This window comes from Enterobacter cloacae complex sp. 2024EL-00711 (assembly GCF_047529885.1).
GTDB lineage: Bacteria > Pseudomonadota > Gammaproteobacteria > Enterobacterales > Enterobacteriaceae > Enterobacter > Enterobacter ludwigii.
The window spans coordinates 1,172,622-1,196,627 of record NZ_JBLIZC010000001.1 but is presented as its reverse complement, the minus strand read 5'-3'; the positions used below and the strand labels follow the sequence as shown (position 1 = coordinate 1,196,627).

Genomic DNA, 24,006 nt, shown 5'->3' with positions numbered 1-24,006 from the left:
GGTAACTTGTATGGGTAAGAACCAACATGTAGTAACGCATCCTGATGGATGGGCTGTAAAAGGTGAAGGTAACGAACGAGCAACTTCTGTACATTCAACGCAAGCTGAAGCTATAGAAGCTGCTCGTGAGATTGCTCGACATCAACAAAGTGAATTGTTAATTCATGGACGTGATGGGCAGATTCGTTCTCGTGACTCATATGGCAACGATCCATATCCGCCTAAGGGATAAATTTTAGGAAAACAAAAGAGGCCAATGGCCTCTTTTTTTGTCTTTTCAATAGATAACGTTGAGTGAATATTTATTAGGCGGATTTTATTTCTTGATTGTTAGGGCAGCCCAGGGAGACGAAGCCGATTTTAGGCTGGTGCGTAACATTGCTCATAGGTTAAAAATTCATCAATTATGGAGTTATCAGGGCGGGATTTTACAGCGTTCCGCGGGGGATTTATACACTCTTTGCGAGGCGGATGACCGACGAGAAGGTTGTAACATTGTAAATAATGTTAATCAGTTAAGAATTATTGATCTCAGGCATTAAACTGTACAAAAAATAACCTTATTCTGAATGTGCACAATGGCTGACAGAGGAGGAAAGAGCATGTCCGTTGACAGACTGAAACGCGATCTGCTTAACAAGCTGATCAATGCCCGAATCGACCTTGCCGCGTACCTGCAGTTGAGGAAGGCAAAAGGGTATATGTCAGTCAGCGAAAGCGAACATCTGCGTGATAATCTCTTTGAACTTTGCAACTTCATGCGTGAAAAAGCACCCGTCCTGAAAGCGGAATACGCCGAAAGCGAACTCGTTGCGCTGCGCCGCGCCGCCGAGGTGCTCTCCATTGCAGGGGTATGTTTGATGAACGGACGCCACGACTGCCCAAATTTTATTGCTGTTAACGCGGAGAAGCTTGAAAACTGCCTGACCACGCTCTCTCTATGCATCATGTGTCTGAACAAGCACGAGACGCTTGAACAACACTGACACCGGGGGAGGCAACTCCCCCTTCTGATTAAGCTTTTGTAAAAGTGATAACGTGCCCGGACCCAGTGGCTAACCTTTATGCCATAAACCGATAAAGGAGCGCGTTATGCATCGATCTTCGCTGATTTTCCTGCCTGCGTTATTTTTCCCGATTTCTCTCCTCGCCGCCCCTGACGCGGTAAAAGTCGACGTTGTGCAAAACCGGCTCGATCATCCCTGGTCGATGGCGTTCCTGCCGGACAATAAAGGGCTGCTGGTGACCCTTAAGGGAGGCCAGTTAAAGCACTGGCAGGCCGGAAAAGGGCTTTCCGACCCGATCGTCGGCGTACCCAAGGTCTGGGCAAACGGCCAGGGCGGGTTGCTGGACGTGGCACTCGCCCCGGATTTTGAAAAATCGCGCCGCGTCTGGCTGAGCTATGCCGAGGCGGGGAATGACGGCAAAGCGGGAACGGCGGTTGGCTATGGCCGCTTAAGCGATGATCTCTCCCGAATTGAAGGTTTCCAGGTGGTCTTCCGTCAGATGCCGAAACTGTCCACCGGTAACCATTTCGGTGGTCGACTGGTCTTCGACGGTAAAGGCCATCTGTTTATTGGTCTGGGTGAGAACAACCAGCGTCCGACGGCGCAGGATCTGGATAAACTGCAGGGCAAAGTTGTGCGCCTGACGGAGGACGGCAAAGTGCCTGCCGATAATCCGTTTGTGAACACTCCCGGCGCACGGCCCGAAATCTGGTCTTACGGCATTCGTAACCCGCAGGGGATGGCGATGAACCCCTGGAGCGACACGCTATGGCTTAACGAGCACGGCCCGCGCGGCGGGGATGAAATCAATATCCCGGAGAAAGGCAAAAACTACGGCTGGCCGCTGGCGACGCACGGTATCAACTACAGCGGCCTGAAGATCCCGGAAGCCCAGGGCGAGCACGTCGAGGGAACGGAAAAGCCGCTGTTTGTCTGGAAAGTGTCCCCCGCCGTGAGCGGGATGGCGTTTTACAACAGTGACGTATTCCCGCAGTGGAAAAACACGCTGTTTGTCGGGGCGCTGAAGGAGAAAGACGTTATCGTGCTGAGCGTGGAGGGTAACACGGTCACCGAGAAGGGGCGAATTTTAGGTGACAGAGACCAGCGCATTCGCGATGTGCGGGTGGGGCCGGATGGGTATCTGTATGTCCTGACCGATGAGACGGACGGGCAACTGTTGAAAGTCAGCCCGTCCGGATCGTAATCACGTCACCGGGATCATCACCACGTGATGGTATGCCGGGCGCTCGCTCAGTTGCTTCAGCCAGCGCTCAAGATGCGGGCGCGGCGTCCAGGTAACGTCAATATTAGTCAGGTTCCAGATGAAGGGCGCAACGGCAATATCGCCTACGCCGAAGCGTTCGCCTGAGAACCACGGATGCTTCGCCAGTTCGTCGTCCATCATCGCAAACAGGTTTTCACAGGTGTCCTGGGCTGCATGAATGGCAGGATAGTCGCGGTCAGCTTCGGGGGTTCTGACAAGCCCCATCAGGATCACACGGTGTGCGGGGGAGAGCGTCTGGTTTGCCCAGTCCATCCACTTTTCACCCTGAGCGCGTTGGGCAGGACTGTCCACCCACAGGCGGCTCTGACCATACTGTGCCGCGAGGTAACGCACGATGGTGTTGGACTCCCACAGCGTCACGTCGGTCTCTTCGTCGCGCAGCAAGGGCACCAGACCGTTTGGGTTCATGGCCAGATAGTCGGCATCTTTATTTACCCCAAACTGCAAACCTGCCATCACCTGCTTAAACGGTAAATCCAGCTCCTCCAGCGTCCAGAGGACTTTCTTAACGTTGGTTGAATTGTTCCTGCCCCACAGCGTAATCATAGAAACTCCCGAAATAGTCAAACAACCTGAGATGTGAATCAACGCCAGCGATTTGCCATGGTGAGATAAACCTAACAATTACGCAACAGAAGACAAAAAAATCGCCTGAATCAAAGCGTATCTGAATGTTATTGCATAAACTTTAATAACTTTACCTTGGTTAGGTTTCTTTAACCGTTTTAGTGCGCTATTACTCATCGCTTCTTGCGACACGGTGATGTGACGTAATTTTTGAATGGACACTCGGGTGGCATTTATGACGCGAAAAATGACTTCTCTGCGCAGCCTGGCGGCAGGCTCTGCGCTCCTTTTCCTGTTTGTACCAACTCTCTACGCAGCGGAACAGGCTGCGCCCGAAGCGCCGCCTGTGGATGCGCGCGCCTGGATCCTGATGGATTATTCCAGTGGTAAAGTGCTGGCGGAAGGCAATGCGGATGAGAAACTTGACCCGGCAAGCCTGACGAAAATCATGACCAGCTATGTGGTGGGTCAGGCGCTGAAAGCGGGCAAAATCAAGCTTGACGATATGGTCACCATTGGGAAGGACGCCTGGGCGACCGGCAACCCGGCGCTGCGTGGGTCATCGGTGATGTTCCTCAAACCCGGCGATCAGGTGTCAGTGTCTGATTTGAATAAAGGGGTCATTATCCAGTCCGGTAACGATGCCTGTATTGCGCTGGCCGATTACGTTGCGGGCAGCCAGGACTCCTTTATTGGCCTGATGAACGGCTACGCGCAAAAACTGGGCCTGACCAATACCACCTTTAAAACCGTGCACGGTCTTGATGCGCCGGGTCAGTTCAGTACCGCGCGCGACATGGCGCTGTTAGGCAAAGCGTTGATCCACGACGTGCCGGATGAATATGCCATCCACAAAGAAAAAGAGTTTACCTTCAACAAAATCCGCCAGCCGAACCGTAACCGTCTGCTGTGGAGCAGCAACGTCAACGTCGACGGTATGAAGACCGGCACCACGGCCGGCGCGGGTTATAACCTGGTCGCTTCCGCAACTCAGGGCGATATGCGCCTGATCTCGGTCGTGCTGGGCACCAAAACCGACCGCATTCGTTTTAATGAATCAGAAAAATTGCTGACCTGGGGTTTCCGCTTCTATGAAACCGTCACGCCCATTAAACCGGATGCCACGTTCATCAGCCAGCGCGTCTGGTTTGGTGACAAGAGTGAAGTGAACCTGGGGGCGGGTGAAGGCGGGTCGGTGACCATTCCCCGTGGTCAGCTGAAAAACCTGAAAGCCAGCTACACCCTGACCGACAGCCAGCTCACCGCGCCGCTGAAAAAAGGCCAGGTGGTCGGGACGATTGATTTCCAGCTTAATGGCAAATCGATTGAACAGCGTCCGCTGATTGTGATGGAAGCGGTAGAAGAGGGCGGTTTCTTTAGCCGGATGTGGGACTTCGTCATGATGAAATTCCACGGATGGTTTGGCAGCTGGTTCAGTTAAGCCTCCATTGTCGGGTGGCATCGCGCCACCCGGCATGACCTCTGCACCTGACTCAGTACATCAACTTCACCTGCTGCGCTTTCGCGTAGGCCACGGTCTCTTCATCCGGACGGCAATCGCTGACGATGGCGTCAAAGCGCGACAGCTCACCCATTCTTGCCGGACGAACCTTGCCAAACTTGCTGTGATCGACCACCAGCACATGGTACTGCGCGGCGCTTAATGCCCAGTGCTTGACCGGCAACTCTTCCAGGTTAAAGCAGGTTGCTCCCTGACGGACAGTGACCCCCGCTGCGGAATAAAACGCGGTATCCGGACATACGTTGCTGAGCGTATCCTGCAGATTCAGCGGCTTAAAGATGGCATTGCTGGCGTGAAACTCACCGCCACAGAGGATCACCCGGCACTCGGGTTTCTCCTGCAGTGCCAGAAAGGTATTCAGCGAGTAACACACCGCCGTAAACGGGATGCTGCTGTCGATCGCTTCGATTATCCACGGCGTGGTGGTGCCGCAGTCAAAAAACAGCGTCTGATGCGGCTGCACCAACGAGGCCGCAAGCCGGGCGGCTTTGCGTTTCTCTTCCACCAGGCGCGTCTTTTGGTCGCTGATCAGATAATGGCTGGCGCTACGCGGCTCAAGCACAATGTACCCGCCCAGCAGCACGACAGGCGCGCTCTCGCTGTTCAGATCCCGGCGAATGGTCATCTCAGAGACCCCGAGGAGACTGGCGGCTTCCTTAAGATGAAGCTTATCACTGCGCTTCAGCGCCTGTATCAGCTGAGCAATGCGGTCATCGCGACGTGTTTCCATAGTTCCTCGGGATAAAAAAGTGAACCCCCGCAGGGCGGGGGTTCAAGTGTAACCTGTCAGACTGGGGTTAGTCACGTACCCAGCCTTTGCGGATCGGGATAGCAAAAAGGGTGCGATAAAGATAAGACAGGCCGCGGTAGAGCGCTTCACCGAAGAGATTCCACAGGAGCGCTGCGCTGACGCAGCCGATGAGACCGACCAGCAACCCCCCCACCATATCCATCGGCCAGTGGACGCCGAGATAAACGCGAGACCAGGCGATAGCCCCGGCCACCATCATCAGCACCGCACCCGACCACAGACGATGCCAGAACAGGAAGGCCAGCGCGAAGGTAAAGATAACCGTCCCGTGATCGCTTGGGAACGAGTCATCCGGAGCATGGTGCAGGAAGGTATACCCCGCGTGGTCGACGAAGGGGCGGTCGTGCGGGAACGTCAGGCCCAGAATGTAGCTGACCAGCACGCTGATCCCGAGGGCCATCGCCATCTTAATTACCAGCTGGCGCTGCGCCTTCACCTGGCTTCTCGGTCCCCACAGCCAGAGGATCGCCGCCAGCACCGGCACGATACTGATCAGATCTTTTGCCAGGAAGGTGGCGAAATCAATCATCCACTCTGGCGAGGCCGGAGTGGCGTTGATGAGATAAAACAGCTGGTAATTCAAATTCTCTAACATTGCGTTGTCACTCTTTAGCAAACCAGGTGGAGACCAGACCGTAGACCACCAACTGGGAAAACCAGACCCACCACCCAGCCCACAGGTTGTGAGAGAAAAAATGCGCCCCGCGCATGACCTGGCCGTAACCCATCGCCAGACCTAAAGCGACGCCCAGCACGACGAAGCACCAGGCAAGACGCGGACGCTCGCGCCAGAAGGCAAAGAACAGTCCCATCACCATAAAGCCGCTTGAGGCATGACCGCCGGGGAAACAGCGCCCCGGACCGCTGTCAGCGGGAGCGGCACTGAACAGCGGATAAGAAACGGCCTTACCGCCATACTCCACCAGATCCCACGGGCAGCTGTGATGGCTTATGCTTTTCAGTACGCCAACCACCAGCGCGCCAAGCCCCATCAGCAGCGCGGCCGTGACCAGTCTCGCATTGCGCCTGAACGCGCCATAAATGAGCGCAACAGCACCTGCGGCGATGGCGATGTACTTCGCCAGTCGATGGTTCAGCAGGTCCAGCAGGTGGTCTTGCTGCAGTGGAAAACGGTGAGCAGCTGCGTCATACCATAAACCGGTGATCCATCTGTCGAGCGTTTCATCGCGGGATAGCCAGGTAAACAGCACGGCAAGGGCTATCAGTATTAAAAGCTGATAACCATAAAAGCGGGGTGGTAGACGGTAAAGTCGTTTTGTCTTATTTGTCTGTAAGTTAGACAATTCTGAACGGCTGGAAGTGGGTGCCATAATCCGGAGTCGTTGACGAGAAATGGGGCTATCATAAATCTGTCAACTTAAGGAAACCTTAAACAAAGACGATATGTGCTTTATTTCTGTTTCTTCTGGATAAATCACTATCTCGGGCCAGGGCATTTCATTACACTCGTCGCGATTTTGTCACGATAAAGAGATTGCATGTTAAACCGTTCTTCTTCTGGTTCACGTCTGGGTCGTCAGGCGTTGCTTTTCCCCTTATGTCTGGTGCTCTACGAATTCTCTACTTACATCGGCAACGATATGATCCAGCCCGGCATGCTGGCCGTTGTCGAACAGTACAACGCAGGGATCGAATGGGTACCGACCTCCATGACCGCTTATCTGGCTGGCGGCATGTTTTTGCAGTGGCTGTTAGGGCCGCTGTCGGATCGTATTGGCCGTCGTCCGGTGATGCTGACGGGCGTGGTGTGGTTTATCGTGACCTGCCTCGCCACGCTGCTGGCGCAAAATATTGAGCAATTTACCCTGCTGCGCTTCCTGCAGGGGGTGAGCCTCTGCTTTATCGGTGCCGTCGGGTATGCCGCCATCCAGGAGTCGTTTGAGGAAGCGGTGTGTATCAAGATTACCGCGCTGATGGCGAACGTGGCGCTGATCGCGCCCCTGCTGGGGCCGCTGGTGGGCGCTGCCTGGGTACACGTTGCGCCGTGGGAAGGGATGTTCGTGCTGTTTGCCGTGCTGGCCGCCGTCGCTTTCTTTGGCCTGCACCGCGCGATGCCGGAAACCGCTACCCGTCTGGGTGAGAAACTGTCGCTAAAAGAGCTGGGCCGGGATTACAAAGAAGTGCTGAAGAACGGCCGCTTTGTGGCGGGCGCGCTGGCGACGGGGTTTGTTAGCCTGCCTCTGCTGGCGTGGATTGCCCAGTCGCCGGTCATTATCATTAGCGGTGAGCAGCTCAGCAGCTATGAGTATGGCCTGCTGCAGGTGCCGATTTTTGGCGCGCTGATTATCGGTAACCTGGTGCTGGCGCGTCTCACATCCCGCCGTACGGTGCGTGCCTTGATCATTATGGGCGGCTGGCCCATCGCTGCCGGGCTGGTTCTGGCGGCGGTCGCGACAGTGGTGTCGTCCCATGCGTATCTGTGGATGACCGCAGGATTAAGCGTTTACGCGTTCGGTATCGGTGTGGCGAATGCCGGGCTGGTGCGCCTGACCCTGTTCGCCAGCGAGATGAGCAAAGGCACGGTGTCAGCGGCGATGGGCATGTTGCAAATGCTGATTTTCACCGTTGGAATCGAGGTGAGCAAACACGCCTACGCATTTGGCGGCAACGGTCTGTTCAGCCTGTTTAATCTGGCTAACGGCGTGCTGTGGGTTGGGCTTATCGTGGTGTTCCTGAAGGATAAACGCGTCGGGAATGCTTTACAGCCGTAAGCTGTTTTCCCTCTCCCGGCGGGAGAGGGCCATGGTGGCGTCAATGAAACGGCGCTTCGCCGTTCAACACCTTATCAATTACATCCAGCACGCCTTCGTCGTTATTGTGCGGGGCTTCAAAGCGCGCCACCGCCTTAATATGCGGCCTGGCGTTTGCCATCGCAAAGCTGAACCCTGACTGGCGCAACATTTCTACGTCGTTCCCGCTATCGCCAAAAGCCACCACTTCGCTGTCATCAATGCCCCAGCGCTTTTGCAGTATTCGCAGACCGTTGGCTTTATGCACCCCGGGGATGATGAGGTCGATACTGCCGTGGCCGGTCGTGACGGGCACCATAATGTCGTTCAGCTTTTCGTGCAGCATCGCCTGAATACGCGGGATGTCGTCGTCAGAGACGTTAAGCCCGAATTTGAAGAAAATATCGTTCAGGTTGCCGAAATCACTCACCATTTCGAGACGGTGGTAGTACTTTGCCGCGATATCCTTAAAGCCGTCGTCATAGTGCTTCAGCGTATAGGCGCTGCTTTTTCCGCAGGCGATAATCTCAATGCCCGGCACATCGTTTAACACGGCGGCAACGGTGTCGAAGTGCGTCTTCGACAGTTCACCGTTAAAGACATCTTCCCCGGCGCTGACCACCCAGCCGCCATTTTCCGCGACAAACGCAATTTCATGGGCAATCTCCGGGAAAAAGGAAATCAGCTGGTAGTATTGGTTGCCGCTGGCAACCGCAAAGCGAATGCCTTGCGCTTTCATTCGTGCATATTGCGCCAGAAAACGCGGGCGGTTATAGGTCTTGGCATCGCTCAGAAACGTGCCATCCATGTCGACGGCGATCAGTTTAACGCTCATATCCCTTCTCCAGTGTCGTTTGTTCCGTTTCCGGCTTCGCGACCGCGCGCGCTACCAGCGCTGCGATGATCACTAACCCTAACACCACCAGCATGGCGCTGCGGAGCCCGTAGTGCTCACCGAGGAAGCCGAGCAGCGGTGGCCCCACCAGGAAGGCGAGGTAGCCCGTGGTGGCCACCACGCTGACGCGGGTCGGTGCATCCGGGCCAGTGTCGCTGGCGGCTGAAATGGTGAGCGGGAAGCCAAGCGATGCCCCCAGACCCCAGAGGATCACCGACACGCCGGCAATCCAGTCCACGTCCACAAAGATGATCATCGCAATCCCCAGCCCGCCCAGCAGGGCGCTGGCACGCACCACCGCCACGCGGCTGTAGCGGTCAATAAACCAGCCACCGGTAAAGCGCCCGACGGTCATCCCGAGGGTGAAACCGGCGTAGATCAGGGAGCCGGAAGTTGGGCTAAAACCGTGGCCGTCAACCATCAGCAGCGGCAGCCAGTCGTTAGCGGACCCTTCCGCAAAGGCCATCGCCAGCACCACCACGCCGATCAGCATCAGCTGAATGTCGCGGTAAAACGGCAGCCCTTTTTCCGCGGTGGCGTGTTCGTCAGAGGTGTTCTTGCCGGTGCCGTCAGGGATCGCCCGGATACCGGTCAGAATGGGGATAATACATACCAGTGCGGCCAGCAGAATATGCAGGTTCGCGGCGACGCCCGAGGCCGTCAGCGCCATCCCCACACCCGCACCGGCCAGCGTGCCAAGGCTGTAAAAGCCATGCATCATCGGCAGTACGGTTTTATTCATCTCACGTTCAACCGATGCCCCTTCAACGTTAATGGCCACTTCAGCGGCACCGAAGCTGCCGCCAAACACCGTCAGCCCAAGGGCAAACAGCACCGGCGAGGCAAACCACAGCGCCACGCTCAGCACCAGCATCCCGAACACGGCACAGCACATGGTGGTGCGGATGACCGCCCGTGTACCGAAGCGTTTGACAAGCCACGCGGAGCACAGAATACCGCTCATGGAGCCTATCGACAGGCCAAACAGCACGATGCCCATCTCGGCCGTTGAGACGGATAAAATATCGCGAATGGCCGGGGTTCGCGTGGCCCATGAGGCCATCAGCAGACCGGGAATAAAGAAGAACATAAACAGCGCCCACATGCGCAGTTGCAGAGTTCTACGGGGGGAGGTCAGAGTCATTGAAGTCAGCACCGGAAGTACAACAATAGCGACAACACTAGCAAGTTTGTGTACATTTGTACACAAACCACGTGGGGAATTTATGAGCAGAGCACCGAACGATCCTCAACGCCGGGAGAAGATCCTGCAGGCGACCCTGGACACCATTGCAGAGCACGGTATTCATGCCGTGACGCACCGGAAAATCGCCACCTGCGCGGGCGTGCCGCTGGGGTCGATGACCTATTATTTTGACGGTATGGAGTCGCTGCTGGAAGAGGCCTTTACGTGGTTTACCCGGCAGATGTCGCAGCAGTATCGGGATTTCTTCGCCGGCGTGACCGGGCCAGAAATGGCGTGCGAATCCATCACCACGCTGATCCACAGTTCGCAGGTCACGACGCCGCAGAATATGGCGCTGATGTACCAGCTCTATGCCTTTATGCACCGCAGTGCGGCGCTCAAAACGGTAATGCAGGACTGGATGAAGATGAGCCAGACCACGCTTGAGCAGTGGTTCGACCCGGTGACCACCCGCGCGCTGGATGCCTTTATCGAAGGGATGACGCTGCACTTTGTGACCGACAGAGCCCCGCTCACCCGGGAGGAGATCCGGGCGATGGTCGGCAGGATAGCGGGCGAGAGCGGACGTTAGATTGTGGTCGCGCCGGCCGTCATGTTTACCGTTGTGCCCGTGATGGCACCGGCTGCATCTGACGCCAGAAACGCGATGGTGTCTGCCACCTGCTCCAGCGTCGGCAGGCGATTCAGCATCGTGCTCTGTGCCGCGCCCTCCAGAAACTGCTCCACGCTGATACCCATCGCCTGCGCCTTGATGGCGAACAGGTCACCCACACAGGAACCGGCCTGAACCGCGTCGGCTATCGCATGCGAACGCACGCACAGGACGCGAATATTCTTTGCCCCCAGCTCCGCCGCGAGCGCACGGGTTAACGCTTCCGTCCCCGCACAGCCAACGATATGCCCGAGATGTCCCGGCATCGCCATATTTGCAGCCGGAGCAACGACGGTGATAAACGTTCCGGCACGCTCACCGCCCATACGGGGTGCGACAGCTTTGGCGATGTTGAAATAGGCGGCCAGAAAAGGGTCGAACCCCTGTCTGAATTCACTGAGCGTTAATGCGTCGAGGCGTTTACCCTGGTCATGCATAAAGCCCGTGGCATTCACGACGATATCAATCCCGGCAACGTCCGGGAGCGTCGCGTCGGCATTGAGAGCATCGAAAACAAACCGCCGGGCTGACCCGCCAGCGGCGTGAATGCGGTTAGCGACGTGCTCCAGCCTGGCCTGATCGCGTGCCGCGAGGTAGACCGTAGCCCCTTCACGGGCGAGCGCATACGCAGCGGCGCTGCCAATAGCGCCGCTGCCACCAAAGATAACGGCGGTTTTATTTTTGAGACTCATACCTGCATCCCCTCACCAGACCGGTCCATCAAATTATGGGTCGGGTGACGGCGGATGCAACTCCGCCACGGGGCAGGGTAAGTGGCTGACAAGACTTACGGCATCACTATCAGCAGATTAGCTGCCGGAGATTTTTTTTCCGCTGGCGTCCACCACCGCTTCGCCATCTTCTTTCGTAAACGCCCCTTTCTGTGCATCAGGCAGGATATCGAGTACGACTTCGGAAGGGCGGCACAGGCGAGTGCCCAGCGGCGTCACCACGATCGGACGGTTAATCAGGATCGGATGCTGCAGCATAGAATCGATAAGCTGGTCGTCGGTAAACCGGTCCCCGGCGAGGCCCAGCTGTTCATAAGGTTCGACATTTTTGCGCAGCAAATCCCGCACGGAAATCCCCATCTCAGCAATCAGTCTGGTCAGTTCATCACGAGACGGTGGGTTCTCGAGGTACAGAATAATTTCGGGTTCAGTGCCGCTGTTGCGGATCATCTCCAGCGTGTTGCGCGAGGTGCCGCAGGCTGGATTGTGGTAAATGGTGATATGGCTCATATCCGTTACTCATTACAGTGTGAAGGAGAGACGTAACGCCAGCGCGGCGAGCGTCACAAACAGAACCGGCAACGTCATGATGATGCCTGTCCGGAAATAATAGCCCCAGGTGATCGTCATGTTTTTCTGCGCCAGGACATGGAGCCAGAGCAGGGTGGCCAGGCTGCCGATAGGCGTGATCTTCGGACCCAGGTCGCAGCCAATCACGTTGGCATAAATCATCGCGTCTTTAATCACACCCGATGCCGTGCTGCCATCGACAGACAGTGCCCCAATCAGGACGGTCGGCATATTGTTCATTATGGATGACAGGAACGCCGTGATGAACCCGGTACCGAGCGTGGTGGCCCACAGGCCATGCCCGGCGAGGAGATTAAGAACCCCTGACAGATACTCCGTCAGCCCGGCATTGCGCAGGCCATACACCACCAGATACATCCCCAGCGAGAAGATAACGATCTGCCAAGGTGCGCCACGAAGCACTTTTCCCGTATTAATGGCATGCCCGCGCTTTGCAACGGCAAACAAAATCAACGCGCCTGCTGTCGCGATAGCACTGACCGGAATACCGAGCGGTTCAAGTACAAAGAACCCGACAAGGAGCAGTAACAGAACAACCCAGCCCGTTCTGAAGGTTGGAAGATCGTTAATCGCGCGGGAAGGCTCGCGGAGTTTTGACAGGTCGTATGCTGGCGGAATGTCCTTTCGAAAGAACAGGTGCAGCATCACCAGCGTGGCCGCAATCGCGGCCAGATCCACGGGGATCATCACCGAGGCGTATTCGCTGAACCCCAGCGAGAAGAAGTCTGCCGATACGATATTCACCAGGTTCGAAACGATTAGCGGCAGGCTGGCAGTGTCGGCGATAAATCCAGCCGCCATGACAAACGCCAGCGTGGCCTGCTTGCTGAACCCGAGGGCGAGCAGCATGGCGATAACGATGGGCGTGAGGATAAGCGCCGCGCCGTCGTTGGCAAAAAGCGCCGCAACGGCCGCACCCAGCAGAACGATATACGTAAACAGTAACCGGCCCTTGCCATTACCCCAGCGGGCCACATGCAGCGCCGCCCACTCGAAAAATCCGGACTCATCAAGCAGCAGGCTGATGATGATGACGGCGATAAACGTGGCCGTCGCGTTCCAGACAATATTCCACACCACCGGAATATCGTTAATGTGGATCACGCCGCTGACCAGCGCCAGTACAGCACCCATCGTGGCGCTCCAGCCGATACTTAACCCTCTGGGCTGCCAGATGACCAGCACCAGTGTAAACAGAAAAATTGCCCCAGCCAGAAACATCGTGAACTCCGTTATATCTGTTTTTATGAATGTGTTTTAACACGCGCCCGGAAGACGGTTTTTCAGCTTTGCGCGAGTCTCTTCCCGCAAGCAGTTCCAGCTGTTCTCAATCACGGTGGCAGCCCATGCCGGCATAGTGGGGGACAAACGGTAATAAACCCATTTCCCTTCCCGGCGATCGCTCACCAGCCCGGATTCACGCAGCAGTGCCATATGGCGCGATACCTTGGGCTGTGATTCAGCCGTGGCGGAACAGAGATCGCAGACGCACAGTTCCCCGGCTTCGCGCAGAAGCATGACGATGGACAGGCGGGTCTCGTCGGAGAGGGCTTTGAAAAGTTGGACCGGATGTAGCATCGGCTTTCCTGCGGTTGGTTATATATATGGTTAAGCATATATGTTTGGATGGAAAGAGGGAAGGCGGAATGTTGAAGAGGGGAATTTCAGGCAACAAAAAACCCATCAACCTTGAACCAAAACGGCGGGGTTGATGGGCTCCACAAATTGGGGACATCAAAGAAAAGCAGTGGCAATAGTTATGACTGCCCCCTGATAAAAAAGTTCTGCGCGTAACGAAAATTTTTTCGTCGTGCGCAGAACTTAAGAGTTATCCGAGTCCAGGCCAGATGATGATGATCAGCGTACCCGCCAGCGTAAGCAGTACGTTAGCGATAGCGTAGGTGCCCGCATAGCCCAGCGCAGGAATATTGCTGCGTGCGGTATCACTGATAATTTCCATTGCCGGGGCGCAGGTACGGGCCCCCATCATTGCCCCGAAGAGCAGGGCGCGGTTCATGCGAAGCACATAAGCACCGAACAGGAAGCAAATCACTACCGGTACCAGGCTGACGATAAGTCCGGAAACCAACATCTGCCAGCCAACAGCCCCCAGGCTGTGGCCAATGCCGCTACCGGCGCTTAAGCCGACGCCCGCCATAAAGACCATCAGACCAAACTCTTTCACCATATTAAGCGCACCCTGCGGAATGTAGCCGAAGGTCGGGTGGTTCGCTCGCAGGAAGCCCAGCATGATGCCGGCGAACAGCAGCCCGGCAGCGTTACCGATGCCAAAGCTAAAGTTGCTGAACTGGAAGGTGATCATCCCGATCATCAGGCCAACGATAAAGAAGGCGCAGAAGGCCAGCAGGTCGGTGACCTGGCTGTGAATAGAGATAAAGCCGATGCGGTCTGCAACGGTTTTCACGCGTCGCGCATCGCCGCTGACCTGAAGAACGTCGCCTTTGTTCAGCACGACGTTGTCGTCAATTGGCATCTCAATCTGGCTGCGGATCACGCGGTTGAGGAAGCAACCATGATCGGTCAGCTTCAGCTGCGCCAGACGACGGCCGACGGCGTTATGGTTTTTCACCACAATCTCTTCGGTGACGATACGCATATCGAGCAGATCGCGGTCAAACACCTCTTTACCGTTGCGGAAGCTCGGGTCGAGGCGGGCGTGGGCATCCGGGTAACCGACCAGGGCAATGTCATCGCCCATCTGCAGCACGGCGTCGCCGTCCGGGTTTGCCAGAATGCCGTTACGGCGAATACGTTCGATATAGCAGCCTGTCTGGCGGTAAATCCCCAGCTCGCGGAGGTTTTTCCCGTCCGCCCATGCAACCAGCTCGGGCCCAACGCGGTAGGCGCGAATCACGGGCAGATAGACTTTACGCTTGCTGTCAGTGTCCAGACCGCGTTCGCGGGCAATTTGCTGAGCGCTGGTCTGCAAATCCTGGTGCTGCAGTTTTGGCAGGTAGCGGGCGCCCACAATCAGGCTCACCAGACCAATCAGATAGGTCAGGGCATAGCCCAGGCTCAGGTGGTCGAGCGCGGTAGAGAGTTGCGCACCGGCCATGCCGGAGTGGCGCAGGGTATCGCCTGCACCCACCAGCACCGGCGTGGAGGTCATCGAGCCGGCGAGCATACCGGCCGTCAGCCCGATATCCCAGCCAAACAGTTTACCCAGTCCTAAGGCGATCAGCAGCGCGCTGCCGACCATGACCAGCGCCAGCATCAGATAATTTTTGCCGTCGCGGAAGAAAATTGAAAAAAAGTTGGGCCCGGCTTCCACACCAACACAAAAAATAAACAGCATAAAGCCTAAGTTGAGCGCGTCCGTGTTAATGCTGAAATGCTGCTGGCCTAATAATAGTGAGACGACTAAAACGCCAATGGAATTACCAAGTTGAACCGAACCAAGGCGCAATTTACCCAGGCAAAGGCCCAGCGCCAGTACCACAAATAATAACAGGATGTAATTCCCATTTAACAAGTCTGCGACGTTTATATTCACGGAGGCTAACTTCTTGTTTACCAGTAAGTTGTTGAATGAAAGGACTTTTTGGGCTACTGTTTTCTGGGTCAGGGAAAGGCTTTAACGCTCCCTGTTTCCAGCTTTATTCCCTAAAACATTAGCTGGCGGTTAGTTTAATCGTATTAGCTACTGACAGCCACCTATTATCGCTTCACCCTGTGTGTACTTTGGCAAGGATTGCCGCATTGCTTTATCTGACTGGGCGTCTACCCGACGAAAGTGTATTTGATAGAGATAAGTCAGGAGGATAGTTTGAACATTAAACGAAACTGGGCGGGGGTGATCAGCTGCTTTTTGCTGTTCATTGTCGTTTGCATGTCCCTCGCTTTTAATGTGAAGGGAGCATTCAGGGCGTCGGGTCATCCGGAGCTGGGGTTGCTCTTTTTCACACTGCCAGGGGCTGCTGCCAGTTTTCTCTCCCGCCGGGGGGAAGTGGTGAAACCGTTACTGGGCGCAATACTTGCAGCGCCGCTGTGTCTGCTGCTGATGCGGTCACTGTATATTTCTACGCGAAGTTTCTGGCAGGAGCTGGCGTGGTTGCTGAGTGGCGTCTTCTGGTGCGCACTGGGAGCGCTATGCTTTTTGTTTGTTCACAGCATGTTGGCCCGGCGCAGACACCACAAATAAAAACGCCCTCAGGGTGAGGGCGTCTTAGCATTACTGAGCGGCAAACAGGCCCAGATGCTCTTTAGCGTATGCTTCAAAGTCTGTGCAACCGCCGATGTGTTTCTGATCGAGGAAAATCTGCGGTACGGTTTCAACCGGTTTACCCACGGTTTTTTCCAGATCGGCTTTGCTGATCCCTTCCGCGTGGATATCAACATAACGGAAGTTAAAATCATCACGCTCTTCGGTCAGTTTCTCAGCCAGCTCTTTCGCGCGCACACAGTAAGGGCACCCTGGACGACCAAAAATTACTGCAAACATTTCTCTCTCCTCGAAAACAAGCCTGACGGCGAATGGGTCTATAGTGCCCGATAACCTGCCGTCATTAAAGAAGGTTTCGCCTGTCGTTATAATACCTCTCAGCTATGTTTCGCCAATTACATCGCGCGCATCATTGCCTATACTGGCTGCGATATGATTCACGCAAGACAAAGAGAGACAAGATGACGCCAACCATAGACCTGCTACGTTCCCATCGTTCAATTCGCCACTTCACCGACGAGCCGATAACGCCGGCGCAGCGTGAAGCCATTATTGACAGTGCAAGGGCGACATCCAGCTCCAGCTTCCTGCAGTGCAGCTCCATTATTCGTATTACCGACCCGGCAATGCGTGAACAACTGGTGACCCTCACCGGTGGACAAAAGCATGTGGCACAGGCAGCCGAGTTCTGGGTGTTCTGCGCCGATTTTAACCGCCATCTGCAGATCTGCCCGCAAGCCGAGCTTGGCCTTGCCGAGCAGCTGCTGCTGGGCGTCGTGGACACCGCGCTGATGGCGCAAAACGCCTTCACGGCGGCGGAATCGCTGGGGCTGGGCGGCGTGTACATTGGCGGGCTGCGTAACAATATCGAAAGCGTTACCGAACTGCTGAAGCTGCCAAAACATGTTCTGCCCCTGTTTGGCCTGTGCCTTGGCTGGCCTGCGGATAACCCGGACCTCAAGCCGCGCCTGCCTGCGGCGATGCTGGTGCATGAAAACCACTACCAGCCTGTCGATCAGGATGTGCTGGCGCAATACGATGAAGAGCTGGCGCACTACTACATGACGCGCGACAGCAATAACCGTCGCGATACCTGGAGTGACCACATTCGTCGCACCATCATTAAAGAGAATCGCCCGTTTATTCTCGACTATCTGCACAAACAGGGCTGGGCGACACGATAGCCCATTCATCCTGCGCCTGCCTGCGTGTATGATACGCAGGCTTTTTCCATGTCTTTAGAGAGGTGCAGGGTGAAAATTGCCATTTTGTCCCGGGATGGAACGCTCTATTCATGTAAACGCCTGCGAGAAGCGGCGGCAAAACGGGGGCATCAGGTTGAGATCCTCGATCCGATGTCCTGCTATATGAACATTGATCCTGCTGCCTCATCGATTCATTACAAAGGCCGTAAGCTCCCGCATTTTGATGCGGTTATCCCCCGCATCGGCTCCCAGATAACCTATTACGGCACGGCCGCGTTGCGCCAGTTTGAGATGCTGGGCAGTTATCCGCTCAATGAATCCGTTGCGATATCTCGGGCCCGCGATAAGCTCCGTTCGCTGCAATTGCTTGCCCGGCAGGGAATCGATCTTCCGGTTACCGGCATTGCGCATTCACCGGACGACACCAGCGATTTAATCGATATGGTGGGTGGCGCGCCGTTAGTGATCAAGCTGGTGGAAGGCACTCAGGGCATTGGTGTGGTGCTGGCCGAAACGCGGCAGGCGGCGGAAAGCGTGATTGACGCCTTTCGAGGGCTGAATGCCCATATTCTGGTGCAGGAGTACATTGAAGAAGCCAAAGGGCGCGACATTCGCTGTTTTGTTGTCGGTAACGAGGTGGTTGCGGCCATCGAACGCCAGGCAAAAGAGGGCGACTTCCGCTCTAATCTGCACCGTGGCGGCGTGGCGAGAGTCGCGGATATCAGCGATCGCGAGCGTGAGATTGCCGTGAAGGCGGCGCAAACGCTGGGGCTGGATGTGGCGGGTGTTGATTTACTGCGGGCGACGCGCGGGCCGTTGGTGATGGAGGTGAATGCCTCACCGGGACTGGAAGGGGTGGAAAAAACCACCGGGGTCGATATTGCGGGTAAAATGATCTCATGGGTCGAGCGCCACGCAACGCCGGGCTACTGTCTGAAAACGGGCGGTTAAATGGATTACAGCGCACTTTTTGCGTACTCTATGCGAAGTTTTTATTAAAGAGGCTGCACCGCGATGGATTTACAGGTCGTTCCAACACTGGATACGTTACGTCAATGGCTCGATGATGCCGGTATCACTTTCTTTGAATGTGATTCCTGCCAGGCGCTGCATTTGCCTCATATGCAAAATTTCGATGGTATTTTCGATGCCAAAATCGATCTCATTAACGACGTGATCCTCTTCTCTGCGCTGGCCGAAGTGAAACCGTCTGCGCTGCTGGCCCTGGCCTCTGACCTGTCGGCCATCAACGCCAGTTCTTTGACGGTGAAAGCATTTCTCGATATACAGGATGATAATCTGCCAAAACTGGTCGTTTGCCAGTCTTTATTCTCCGGTGCCGGCCTCTCATTCAAGCAGTTCTCCTGGTTTATGCGCTTGAGTGAAGAGCAAATTTCGATGGTAATGATGGAAGCGAATGCGCACCATCTGCTGTATAGCACGGAAGATGATGCAGAGAATAATGATGCATCTCCCAATTTTCTTCACTAAGCCTGTCTGACTTTTGCGCAGTCGCTGCCATAGCGGCTGCATAACGCCATTTTTTCTGCTGCTTTTAACCTTTCTTTAAAGAATTTTTCACCTCCCCAAACGCCATTTCGGCTTATCACGTAGACATAACCTGCATAAAAAATTGATAAAAGGCGTTTTTTCGTCTGGGCTATAGCCGGAGACACGGGCTACAGTTATTCTTGCGATGCTTAAAAAAGCGAGCGGATCCTGCCGGGTAAAGAGGTTTCTTTTTATTTCGTGCAGAGCGACAAACTATGCATGATTATTGCATATCTTCAGATTGCACAGTTTTAGTTCGTTTGTTAACGAGCTTTCAGAAGGAATAACGATATGATCGCCTTGAATAAAAAATGGTTATCGGGTCTGGTTGCGGGTGCTCTGATGGCCGTCTCTGCCGGCACGCTCGCTGCGGAACAAAAAACGCTGCACGTTTATAACTGGTCTGACTATATCGCGCCGGATACCGTCGCTAATTTCGAAAAAGAAACCGGCATTAAAGTGGTCTATGACGTTTTCGATTCCAACGAAGTGCTGGAAGGGAAACTGATGGCGGGCAGTACCGGTTTTGACCTGGTGGTACCTTCCGCAAGCTTCCTTGAGCGTCAGCTGACGGCAGGTGTTTTCCAGCCGCTCGATAAGAGCAAATTACCGAACTGGAAAAACCTCGATCCGGAAGTGCTTAAGCTGGTCGCCAAGCATGACCCGGACAACAAATACGCGATGCCGTATCTGTGGGCGACCACCGGTATTGGCTATAACGTCGATAAAGTCAAAGCGGTGCTGGGTAAAGATGTCAAACTCGACAGCTGGGACGTGGTGCTGAAGCCGGAAAACCTTGAGAAGCTGAAAAGCTGCGGCGTCTCTTTCCTGGATGCGCCAGAAGAGATTTTCGCCACCGTGCTGAACTACCTGGGCAAAGATCCTAACAGCAGCAAGGCCGATGATTACACCGGCCCGGCAACCGATCTGCTGCTGAAGCTGCGTCCGAACATTCGTTACTTCCACTCCTCGCAGTACATCAACGACCTGGCAAACGGCGACATCTGCGTGGCGATTGGCTGGGCAGGGGACGTATGGCAGGCGGCTAACCGCGCCAAAGAAGCCAAAAACGGCGTGAATGTTTCCTACTTCATTCCAAAAGAGGGCGCGCTGGCGTTCTTCGACGTCTTCGCCATGCCGGCTGACGCGAAAAACAAAGACGAAGCTTACCAGTTCCTTAACTACCTGATGCGTCCGGAAGTCATCGCGCATATCAGCGATCACGTCTATTACGCTAACGGCAATAAGGCCTCTGTGCCGCTGGTCAGCGAAGAGATCCGCAATAACCCGGCTATCTATCCGCCGGCGGATGTGTTTGCCAAGCTGTTCACCCTGAAAGTTCAGGATCCAAAAATTGACCGCGTGCGTACCCGTGCGTGGACCAAAGTGAAAAGCGGTAAATAACGGCGTCCGGTACGGTTGCCCGGTGGCGAAAACGCTCACCGGGCCTGCTAAACCCGTCGGTCGGGCTGGCGTGAGCGCCGCCCGACGATGCGCACCCTGATGGTGCGTTTGCACCAGTTTTGATTTCTGCCGGAGAGCACCCCGTGAATGACGCGATCCCCCGCCCGCAGGCGAAAGTCCGTAAAGCGCTGACCCCGCTTCTTGAAATTCGTAACCTCACCAAATCTTTCGATGGTCAGCATGCCGTGGACGACGTCAGCCTGACTATCTACAAAGGTGAAATTTTTGCCCTTCTGGGCGCATCTGGCTGCGGTAAATCGACCCTGCTGCGTATGCTGGCCGGTTTTGAACAGCCTACCGCCGGGCAAATCATGCTGGATGGTGTCGATCTCTCCCGCGTGCCGCCGTATCAGCGCCCGATAAACATGATGTTCCAGTCTTACGCGCTCTTCCCACATATGACGGTGGAGCAGAATATCGCCTTTGGTCTTAAGCAGGACAAACTGCCGAAAGCCGAAATCACCGCCCGCGTGGCGGAGATGCTCAGCCTGGTGCACATGCAGGAGTTCGCGAAGCGTAAACCGCATCAGCTCTCTGGTGGCCAGCGTCAGCGCGTGGCGCTGGCCAGAAGCCTGGCGAAACGGCCTAAGCTGCTGCTCCTCGATGAACCGATGGGCGCCCTGGATAAAAAACTGCGTGACCGTATGCAGCTGGAAGTGGTGGATATCCTTGAGCGCGTGGGGGTGACCTGCGTGATGGTTACCCACGACCAGGAAGAGGCGATGACCATGGCCGGGCGTATTGCGATCATGAACCGCGGTAAGTTCGTACAGATTGGCGAGCCGGAAGAGATTTATGAGCATCCGACCACCCGCTACAGCGCGGAGTTCATCGGGTCGGTCAACGTCTTCGAAGGGCTGCTGAAATCGCGCGAGGAAGACGGTCTGGTGATTGAGTCGCCGGGGCTGCAGCATCCGCTTAAGGTCGATCCGGATAGCTCGGTGGTGGATAACGTGCCGGTGTATGTCGCGCTCCGCCCGGAGAAGATCATGCTGTGCGAAGATCCGCCGGCCGATGGCTTTAACTTCGCCGTCGGGGAAGTGGTGCACATTGCTTACCTGGGCGACCTCTCCATCTACCATGTGCGTCTGAAAAGCGGGCAGATGCTCAGCGCCCAGCTGCAGAACGAACATCGTTATCGCAAGGGACAGCCGACCTGGGGCGACGAAGTGCGCCTGTGCTGGGATGCGGACAGTTGTGTAGTGCTGACGGTATAAGGAGCGGACAATGAGTACCTTAGAACCTCCAGCCCGCGTTGAGAAACCGGGTGGCTTCGCGCACTGGCTGGCGCGCATGCAGATGAATCACGGACGCAAGCTGGTGATTGCCATGCCTTACGTGTGGCTGATCCTGCTGTTCCTGCTGCCGTTCCTGATTGTTTTTAAGATAAGCCTGGCGGAAATGGCGCGGGCGATCCCGCCCTATACCAACCTGCTGGACTGGGCTGACGGACAGCTGACGCTGACCCTTAACCTCGGCAATTTCCTGCAGTTGACGGAAGATCCGCTCTATTTCGAAGCTTATCTGCAGTCGTTGCAGGTGGCGGCGATCTCGACGATCTGCTGTTTGCTGCTGGGTTACCCTCTGGCATGGGCCGTGGCGCACAGTAAATCCTCGACGCGCAACATTCTGCTGTTGCTGGTGATCCTGCCGTCATGGACCTCGTTCCTGATCCGCGTCTACGCGTGGATGGGGATCCTGAAAAACAACGGCGTGCTGAATAACTTCCTGATGTGGCTTGGGGTTATCGATCAGCCCCTGACAATCCTGCATACCAATCTCGCGGTCTATATCGGGATTGTTTACGCCTATCTGCCGTTTATGGTGCTGCCAATTTATACGGCGCTGACGCGTATCGATTATTCGCTGGTGGAAGCATCGCTTGACCTTGGTGCCCGCCCGCTTAAAACCTTCTTCAGCGTTATCGTTCCGTTGACCCGGGGCGGCATTATTGCCGGGTCGATGCTGGTCTTTATCCCGGCGGTAGGGGAGTTTGTTATCCCGGAACTGCTCGGTGGCCCGGACAGCATCATGATTGGGCGTGTGCTGTGGCAGGAGTTCTTTAATAACCGCGACTGGCCTGTGGCGTCTGCGGTGGCGATCGTGATGTTGCTCCTGCTGATCGTACCGATCATGTGGTTCCACAAACATCAGCAGAAACAGATGGGAGACCACGGATGAACAACTTACCGGTAGTGCGCTCCCCGTGGCGAATTGCCATCCTGGTGATTGGCTTTACTTTCCTGTATGCACCCATGTTGATGCTGGTGATCTACTCGTTCAACAGCTCCAAACTGGTAACGGTATGGGCCGGCTGGTCGACGCGCTGGTACGGCGAATTGTTCCATGATGACGCGATGATGAGCGCGGTGGGGCTGAGCCTGACCATCGCCGCGCTGGCAGCCACGATGGCCTCCGTGTTGGGGACCATTGCCGCGCTGGTGATGGTGCGCTTCGGGCGTTTTCGGGGGTCGAACGGCTTTGCCTTTATGATTACCGCGCCGCTGGTTATGCCAGACGTTATCACCGGTCTGGCGCTGTTGCTGCTGTTCGTGGCCCTGGCGCATGCCATTGGCTGGCCGGCAGATCGCGGGATGCTCACCATCTGGCTGGCGCACGTCACCTTCTGTACCGCGTACGTGGCGGTGGTTATCTCTTCGCGTTTGCGCGAGCTGGACCGCTCCATTGAAGAGGCGGCGATGGATCTCGGAGCGACGCCGCTGAAGGTCTTCTTCATCATCACGCTGCCGATGATTATGCCGGCGGTGATCTCCGGCTGGCTGCTGGCGTTTACGCTGTCGCTCGACGATCTGGTTATCGCCAGCTTTGTCTCAGGACCGGGCGCGACGACGCTGCCTATGCTGGTCTTCTCCAGCGTACGCATGGGGGTCAATCCGGAGATTAACGCCCTGGCCTCGATTATCCTCGGGGTGGTCGGAATTGTCGGATTTATCGCCTGGTATTTGATGGCGCGCGCGGAAAAACAACGTGTGCGTGATATCCAGCGTGCAAGACGCGGCTGAAGGATTTAAAATTTCCAGTGATGTGCCGCGCATGACGCGGCACTGTTTTTCAGGGAAGTAAAACATTGGGATTATTAAAAAAATCACGTCTTACGCACGCTCGTCCAAACGTTCCTGCACTGGTGCAGGTGGCGGCGCTCGCTATTATTATGATCCGCTGTCTTGATGTGCTGATGATCCTTAACACCCTGGGTGTGCGCGGTATGGCTGAATTCATTCACCGCAGCGTACAGACGTGGAACCTGACGCTGGTCTTTTTGAGCAGCCTGGTACTGGTGTTTATCGAGATTTACTGCGCATTTTCGCTGGTCAGAGGACGCAACTGGGCACGCTGGGTCTATTTGCTGACGCAAATTACGGCGGCGAGCTATCTGTGGGCCGCCTCGCTGGGGTATGGCTATCCGGAACTGTTCAGCATTGCGGGTGGATCAAAACGCGAGATTTTGCACGCGCTGTTTTTGCAAAAACTCCCGGATATGCTGGTGCTGTTCTTCCTGTTCGTGCCTGCTTCCAGTCGGCGGTTCTTCCAGCTGCAATAATGTGTATAATCGCAGCCCTCGTG

Annotated in this window: 27 protein-coding genes; 15 read left to right on the top strand and 12 right to left on the bottom strand. The window is 55.6% G+C overall.

What is annotated here, in order from left to right:
* Positions 1-10: 10 nt before the first annotated feature.
* From ACMVME_RS05815 to ACMVME_RS05805, 3 genes are all read left to right on the top strand, one after another.
* Positions 11-232, top strand: a complete 222-nt coding sequence (locus ACMVME_RS05815; protein ID WP_072051591.1) for a DUF2188 domain-containing protein — start codon at positions 11-13, stop codon at positions 230-232.
* Positions 233-602: 370 nt separating this feature from the next.
* A complete protein-coding gene (bssR, locus tag ACMVME_RS05810) occupies positions 603-986 on the top strand; it encodes a biofilm formation regulator BssR (protein WP_020884887.1) in 384 nt (127 codons plus the stop codon).
* 106 nt (positions 987-1,092) lie between these two features.
* Complete coding sequence (locus tag ACMVME_RS05805) at positions 1,093-2,211, top strand: PQQ-dependent sugar dehydrogenase (protein WP_014169289.1); 1,119 nt, start codon at positions 1,093-1,095, stop codon at positions 2,209-2,211.
* On the opposite strand, the gene ACMVME_RS05800 is transcribed toward ACMVME_RS05805, so the two are convergent.
* The gene (locus ACMVME_RS05800; protein WP_068794436.1) at positions 2,212-2,838 is read right to left on the bottom strand and encodes a glutathione S-transferase family protein; all 627 of its coding nucleotides are present in this window, start codon (positions 2,836-2,838) and stop codon (positions 2,212-2,214) included.
* 256 nt (positions 2,839-3,094) lie between these two features.
* On the opposite strand from ACMVME_RS05800, the gene dacC reads away from it, so the two are divergent.
* Positions 3,095-4,300 carry a serine-type D-Ala-D-Ala carboxypeptidase gene (dacC, locus tag ACMVME_RS05795; RefSeq protein WP_020884884.1) on the top strand — a complete coding sequence of 402 codons (1,206 nt, stop codon included), beginning with the start codon at positions 3,095-3,097 and terminating at the stop codon, positions 4,298-4,300.
* A gap of 52 nt (positions 4,301-4,352) precedes the next feature.
* Here the strand turns inward: dacC and deoR are convergent, their stop codons facing one another.
* The 3 genes from deoR to ACMVME_RS05780 form a co-directional block, all read right to left on the bottom strand.
* Entirely contained in the window at positions 4,353-5,111 is a 759-nt protein-coding gene (deoR, locus tag ACMVME_RS05790; RefSeq protein ID WP_068794437.1) for a DNA-binding transcriptional repressor DeoR, read from the bottom strand.
* A gap of 67 nt (positions 5,112-5,178) precedes the next feature.
* Positions 5,179-5,787 carry an undecaprenyl-diphosphate phosphatase gene (ybjG, locus tag ACMVME_RS05785; protein ID WP_032677753.1) on the bottom strand — a complete coding sequence of 203 codons (609 nt, stop codon included), beginning with the start codon at positions 5,785-5,787 and terminating at the stop codon, positions 5,179-5,181.
* 7 nt (positions 5,788-5,794) lie between these two features.
* On the bottom strand, positions 5,795-6,523 hold the full coding sequence (locus ACMVME_RS05780) for a phosphatase PAP2 family protein (protein WP_068794438.1): 729 nt from the start codon (positions 6,521-6,523) through the stop codon (positions 5,795-5,797).
* A 168-nt stretch (positions 6,524-6,691) separates the two neighbouring features.
* Between ACMVME_RS05780 and ACMVME_RS05775 the strand changes: the two genes are divergently transcribed.
* Complete coding sequence (locus tag ACMVME_RS05775; protein WP_014169295.1) at positions 6,692-7,924, top strand: MFS transporter; 1,233 nt, start codon at positions 6,692-6,694, stop codon at positions 7,922-7,924.
* A 40-nt stretch (positions 7,925-7,964) separates the two neighbouring features.
* Here the strand turns inward: ACMVME_RS05775 and ACMVME_RS05770 are convergent, their stop codons facing one another.
* Entirely contained in the window at positions 7,965-8,777 is an 813-nt protein-coding gene (locus ACMVME_RS05770) for a Cof-type HAD-IIB family hydrolase (protein WP_020884881.1), read from the bottom strand.
* Positions 8,767-9,981 carry an MFS transporter gene (locus ACMVME_RS05765; RefSeq protein ID WP_050736557.1) on the bottom strand — a complete coding sequence of 405 codons (1,215 nt, stop codon included), beginning with the start codon at positions 9,979-9,981 and terminating at the stop codon, positions 8,767-8,769. Before ACMVME_RS05765 ends, ACMVME_RS05770 begins: the two co-directional genes overlap by 11 nt.
* 82 nt (positions 9,982-10,063) lie before the next feature.
* On the opposite strand from ACMVME_RS05765, the gene ACMVME_RS05760 reads away from it, so the two are divergent.
* Entirely contained in the window at positions 10,064-10,615 is a 552-nt protein-coding gene (locus ACMVME_RS05760) for a TetR/AcrR family transcriptional regulator (RefSeq protein ID WP_020884879.1), read from the top strand.
* Here ACMVME_RS05760 and ACMVME_RS05755 read toward each other — a convergent pair.
* The 5 genes from ACMVME_RS05755 to ACMVME_RS05735 form a co-directional block, all read right to left on the bottom strand.
* Complete coding sequence (locus ACMVME_RS05755; protein WP_068794439.1) at positions 10,612-11,388, bottom strand: SDR family NAD(P)-dependent oxidoreductase; 777 nt, start codon at positions 11,386-11,388, stop codon at positions 10,612-10,614. The two genes, ACMVME_RS05760 and ACMVME_RS05755, sit on opposite strands and share 4 nt — an antisense overlap.
* Positions 11,389-11,505: 117 nt before the next feature.
* Positions 11,506-11,937 (bottom strand): glutaredoxin-dependent arsenate reductase, encoded by a 432-nt coding sequence (gene arsC / locus ACMVME_RS05750; RefSeq protein WP_025204600.1) that lies wholly within the window; start codon positions 11,935-11,937, stop codon positions 11,506-11,508.
* Positions 11,938-11,949: 12 nt separating this feature from the next.
* On the bottom strand, positions 11,950-13,239 hold the full coding sequence (locus ACMVME_RS05745) for an arsenic transporter (protein ID WP_068794440.1): 1,290 nt from the start codon (positions 13,237-13,239) through the stop codon (positions 11,950-11,952).
* 36 nt (positions 13,240-13,275) lie between these two features.
* Entirely contained in the window at positions 13,276-13,596 is a 321-nt protein-coding gene (locus tag ACMVME_RS05740; protein WP_040017017.1) for a metalloregulator ArsR/SmtB family transcription factor, read from the bottom strand.
* A 250-nt stretch (positions 13,597-13,846) separates the two neighbouring features.
* Positions 13,847-15,532 carry an aspartate:alanine antiporter gene (locus ACMVME_RS05735; protein WP_014169303.1) on the bottom strand — a complete coding sequence of 562 codons (1,686 nt, stop codon included), beginning with the start codon at positions 15,530-15,532 and terminating at the stop codon, positions 13,847-13,849.
* A 273-nt stretch (positions 15,533-15,805) separates the two neighbouring features.
* Here ACMVME_RS05735 and ACMVME_RS05730 point away from each other — a divergent pair, with 273 nt between their 5' ends.
* Complete coding sequence (locus ACMVME_RS05730) at positions 15,806-16,180, top strand: inner membrane protein YbjM (RefSeq protein WP_032677760.1); 375 nt, start codon at positions 15,806-15,808, stop codon at positions 16,178-16,180.
* 30 nt (positions 16,181-16,210) lie between these two features.
* On the opposite strand, the gene ACMVME_RS05725 is transcribed toward ACMVME_RS05730, so the two are convergent.
* Positions 16,211-16,480, bottom strand: coding sequence for a GrxA family glutaredoxin (locus tag ACMVME_RS05725; RefSeq protein WP_014169305.1), 270 nt, complete (start codon positions 16,478-16,480; stop codon positions 16,211-16,213).
* 182 nt (positions 16,481-16,662) lie between these two features.
* On the opposite strand from ACMVME_RS05725, the gene nfsA reads away from it, so the two are divergent.
* The 8 genes from nfsA to ACMVME_RS05685 all read left to right on the top strand — a co-directional run bounded on the left by nfsA (position 16,663) and on the right by ACMVME_RS05685 (position 23,983).
* On the top strand, positions 16,663-17,385 hold the full coding sequence (gene nfsA, locus ACMVME_RS05720; RefSeq protein ID WP_025204598.1) for a nitroreductase NfsA: 723 nt from the start codon (positions 16,663-16,665) through the stop codon (positions 17,383-17,385).
* Positions 17,386-17,454: 69 nt separating this feature from the next.
* On the top strand, positions 17,455-18,357 hold the full coding sequence (rimK, locus tag ACMVME_RS05715) for a 30S ribosomal protein S6--L-glutamate ligase (protein ID WP_020884872.1): 903 nt from the start codon (positions 17,455-17,457) through the stop codon (positions 18,355-18,357).
* Positions 18,358-18,420: 63 nt separating this feature from the next.
* Complete coding sequence (locus ACMVME_RS05710) at positions 18,421-18,897, top strand: YbjN domain-containing protein (RefSeq protein WP_020884871.1); 477 nt, start codon at positions 18,421-18,423, stop codon at positions 18,895-18,897.
* Positions 18,898-19,248: 351 nt separating this feature from the next.
* A complete protein-coding gene (gene potF / locus ACMVME_RS05705; protein WP_014169310.1) occupies positions 19,249-20,361 on the top strand; it encodes a spermidine/putrescine ABC transporter substrate-binding protein PotF in 1,113 nt (370 codons plus the stop codon).
* Positions 20,362-20,504: 143 nt separating this feature from the next.
* Entirely contained in the window at positions 20,505-21,638 is a 1,134-nt protein-coding gene (potG, locus tag ACMVME_RS05700) for a putrescine ABC transporter ATP-binding subunit PotG (RefSeq protein WP_041162516.1), read from the top strand.
* Between the two features lie 10 nt (positions 21,639-21,648).
* Positions 21,649-22,602, top strand: a complete 954-nt coding sequence (gene potH, locus ACMVME_RS05695; protein ID WP_014169313.1) for a putrescine ABC transporter permease PotH — start codon at positions 21,649-21,651, stop codon at positions 22,600-22,602.
* Positions 22,599-23,444 (top strand): putrescine ABC transporter permease PotI, encoded by an 846-nt coding sequence (gene potI / locus ACMVME_RS05690; RefSeq protein ID WP_020884869.1) that lies wholly within the window; start codon positions 22,599-22,601, stop codon positions 23,442-23,444. The genes potH and potI overlap by 4 nt, the downstream gene beginning before the upstream one ends.
* Positions 23,445-23,509: 65 nt before the next feature.
* Entirely contained in the window at positions 23,510-23,983 is a 474-nt protein-coding gene (locus ACMVME_RS05685; protein WP_014169315.1) for a YbjO family protein, read from the top strand.
* The last annotated feature ends 23 nt before the right edge of the window (positions 23,984-24,006 follow it).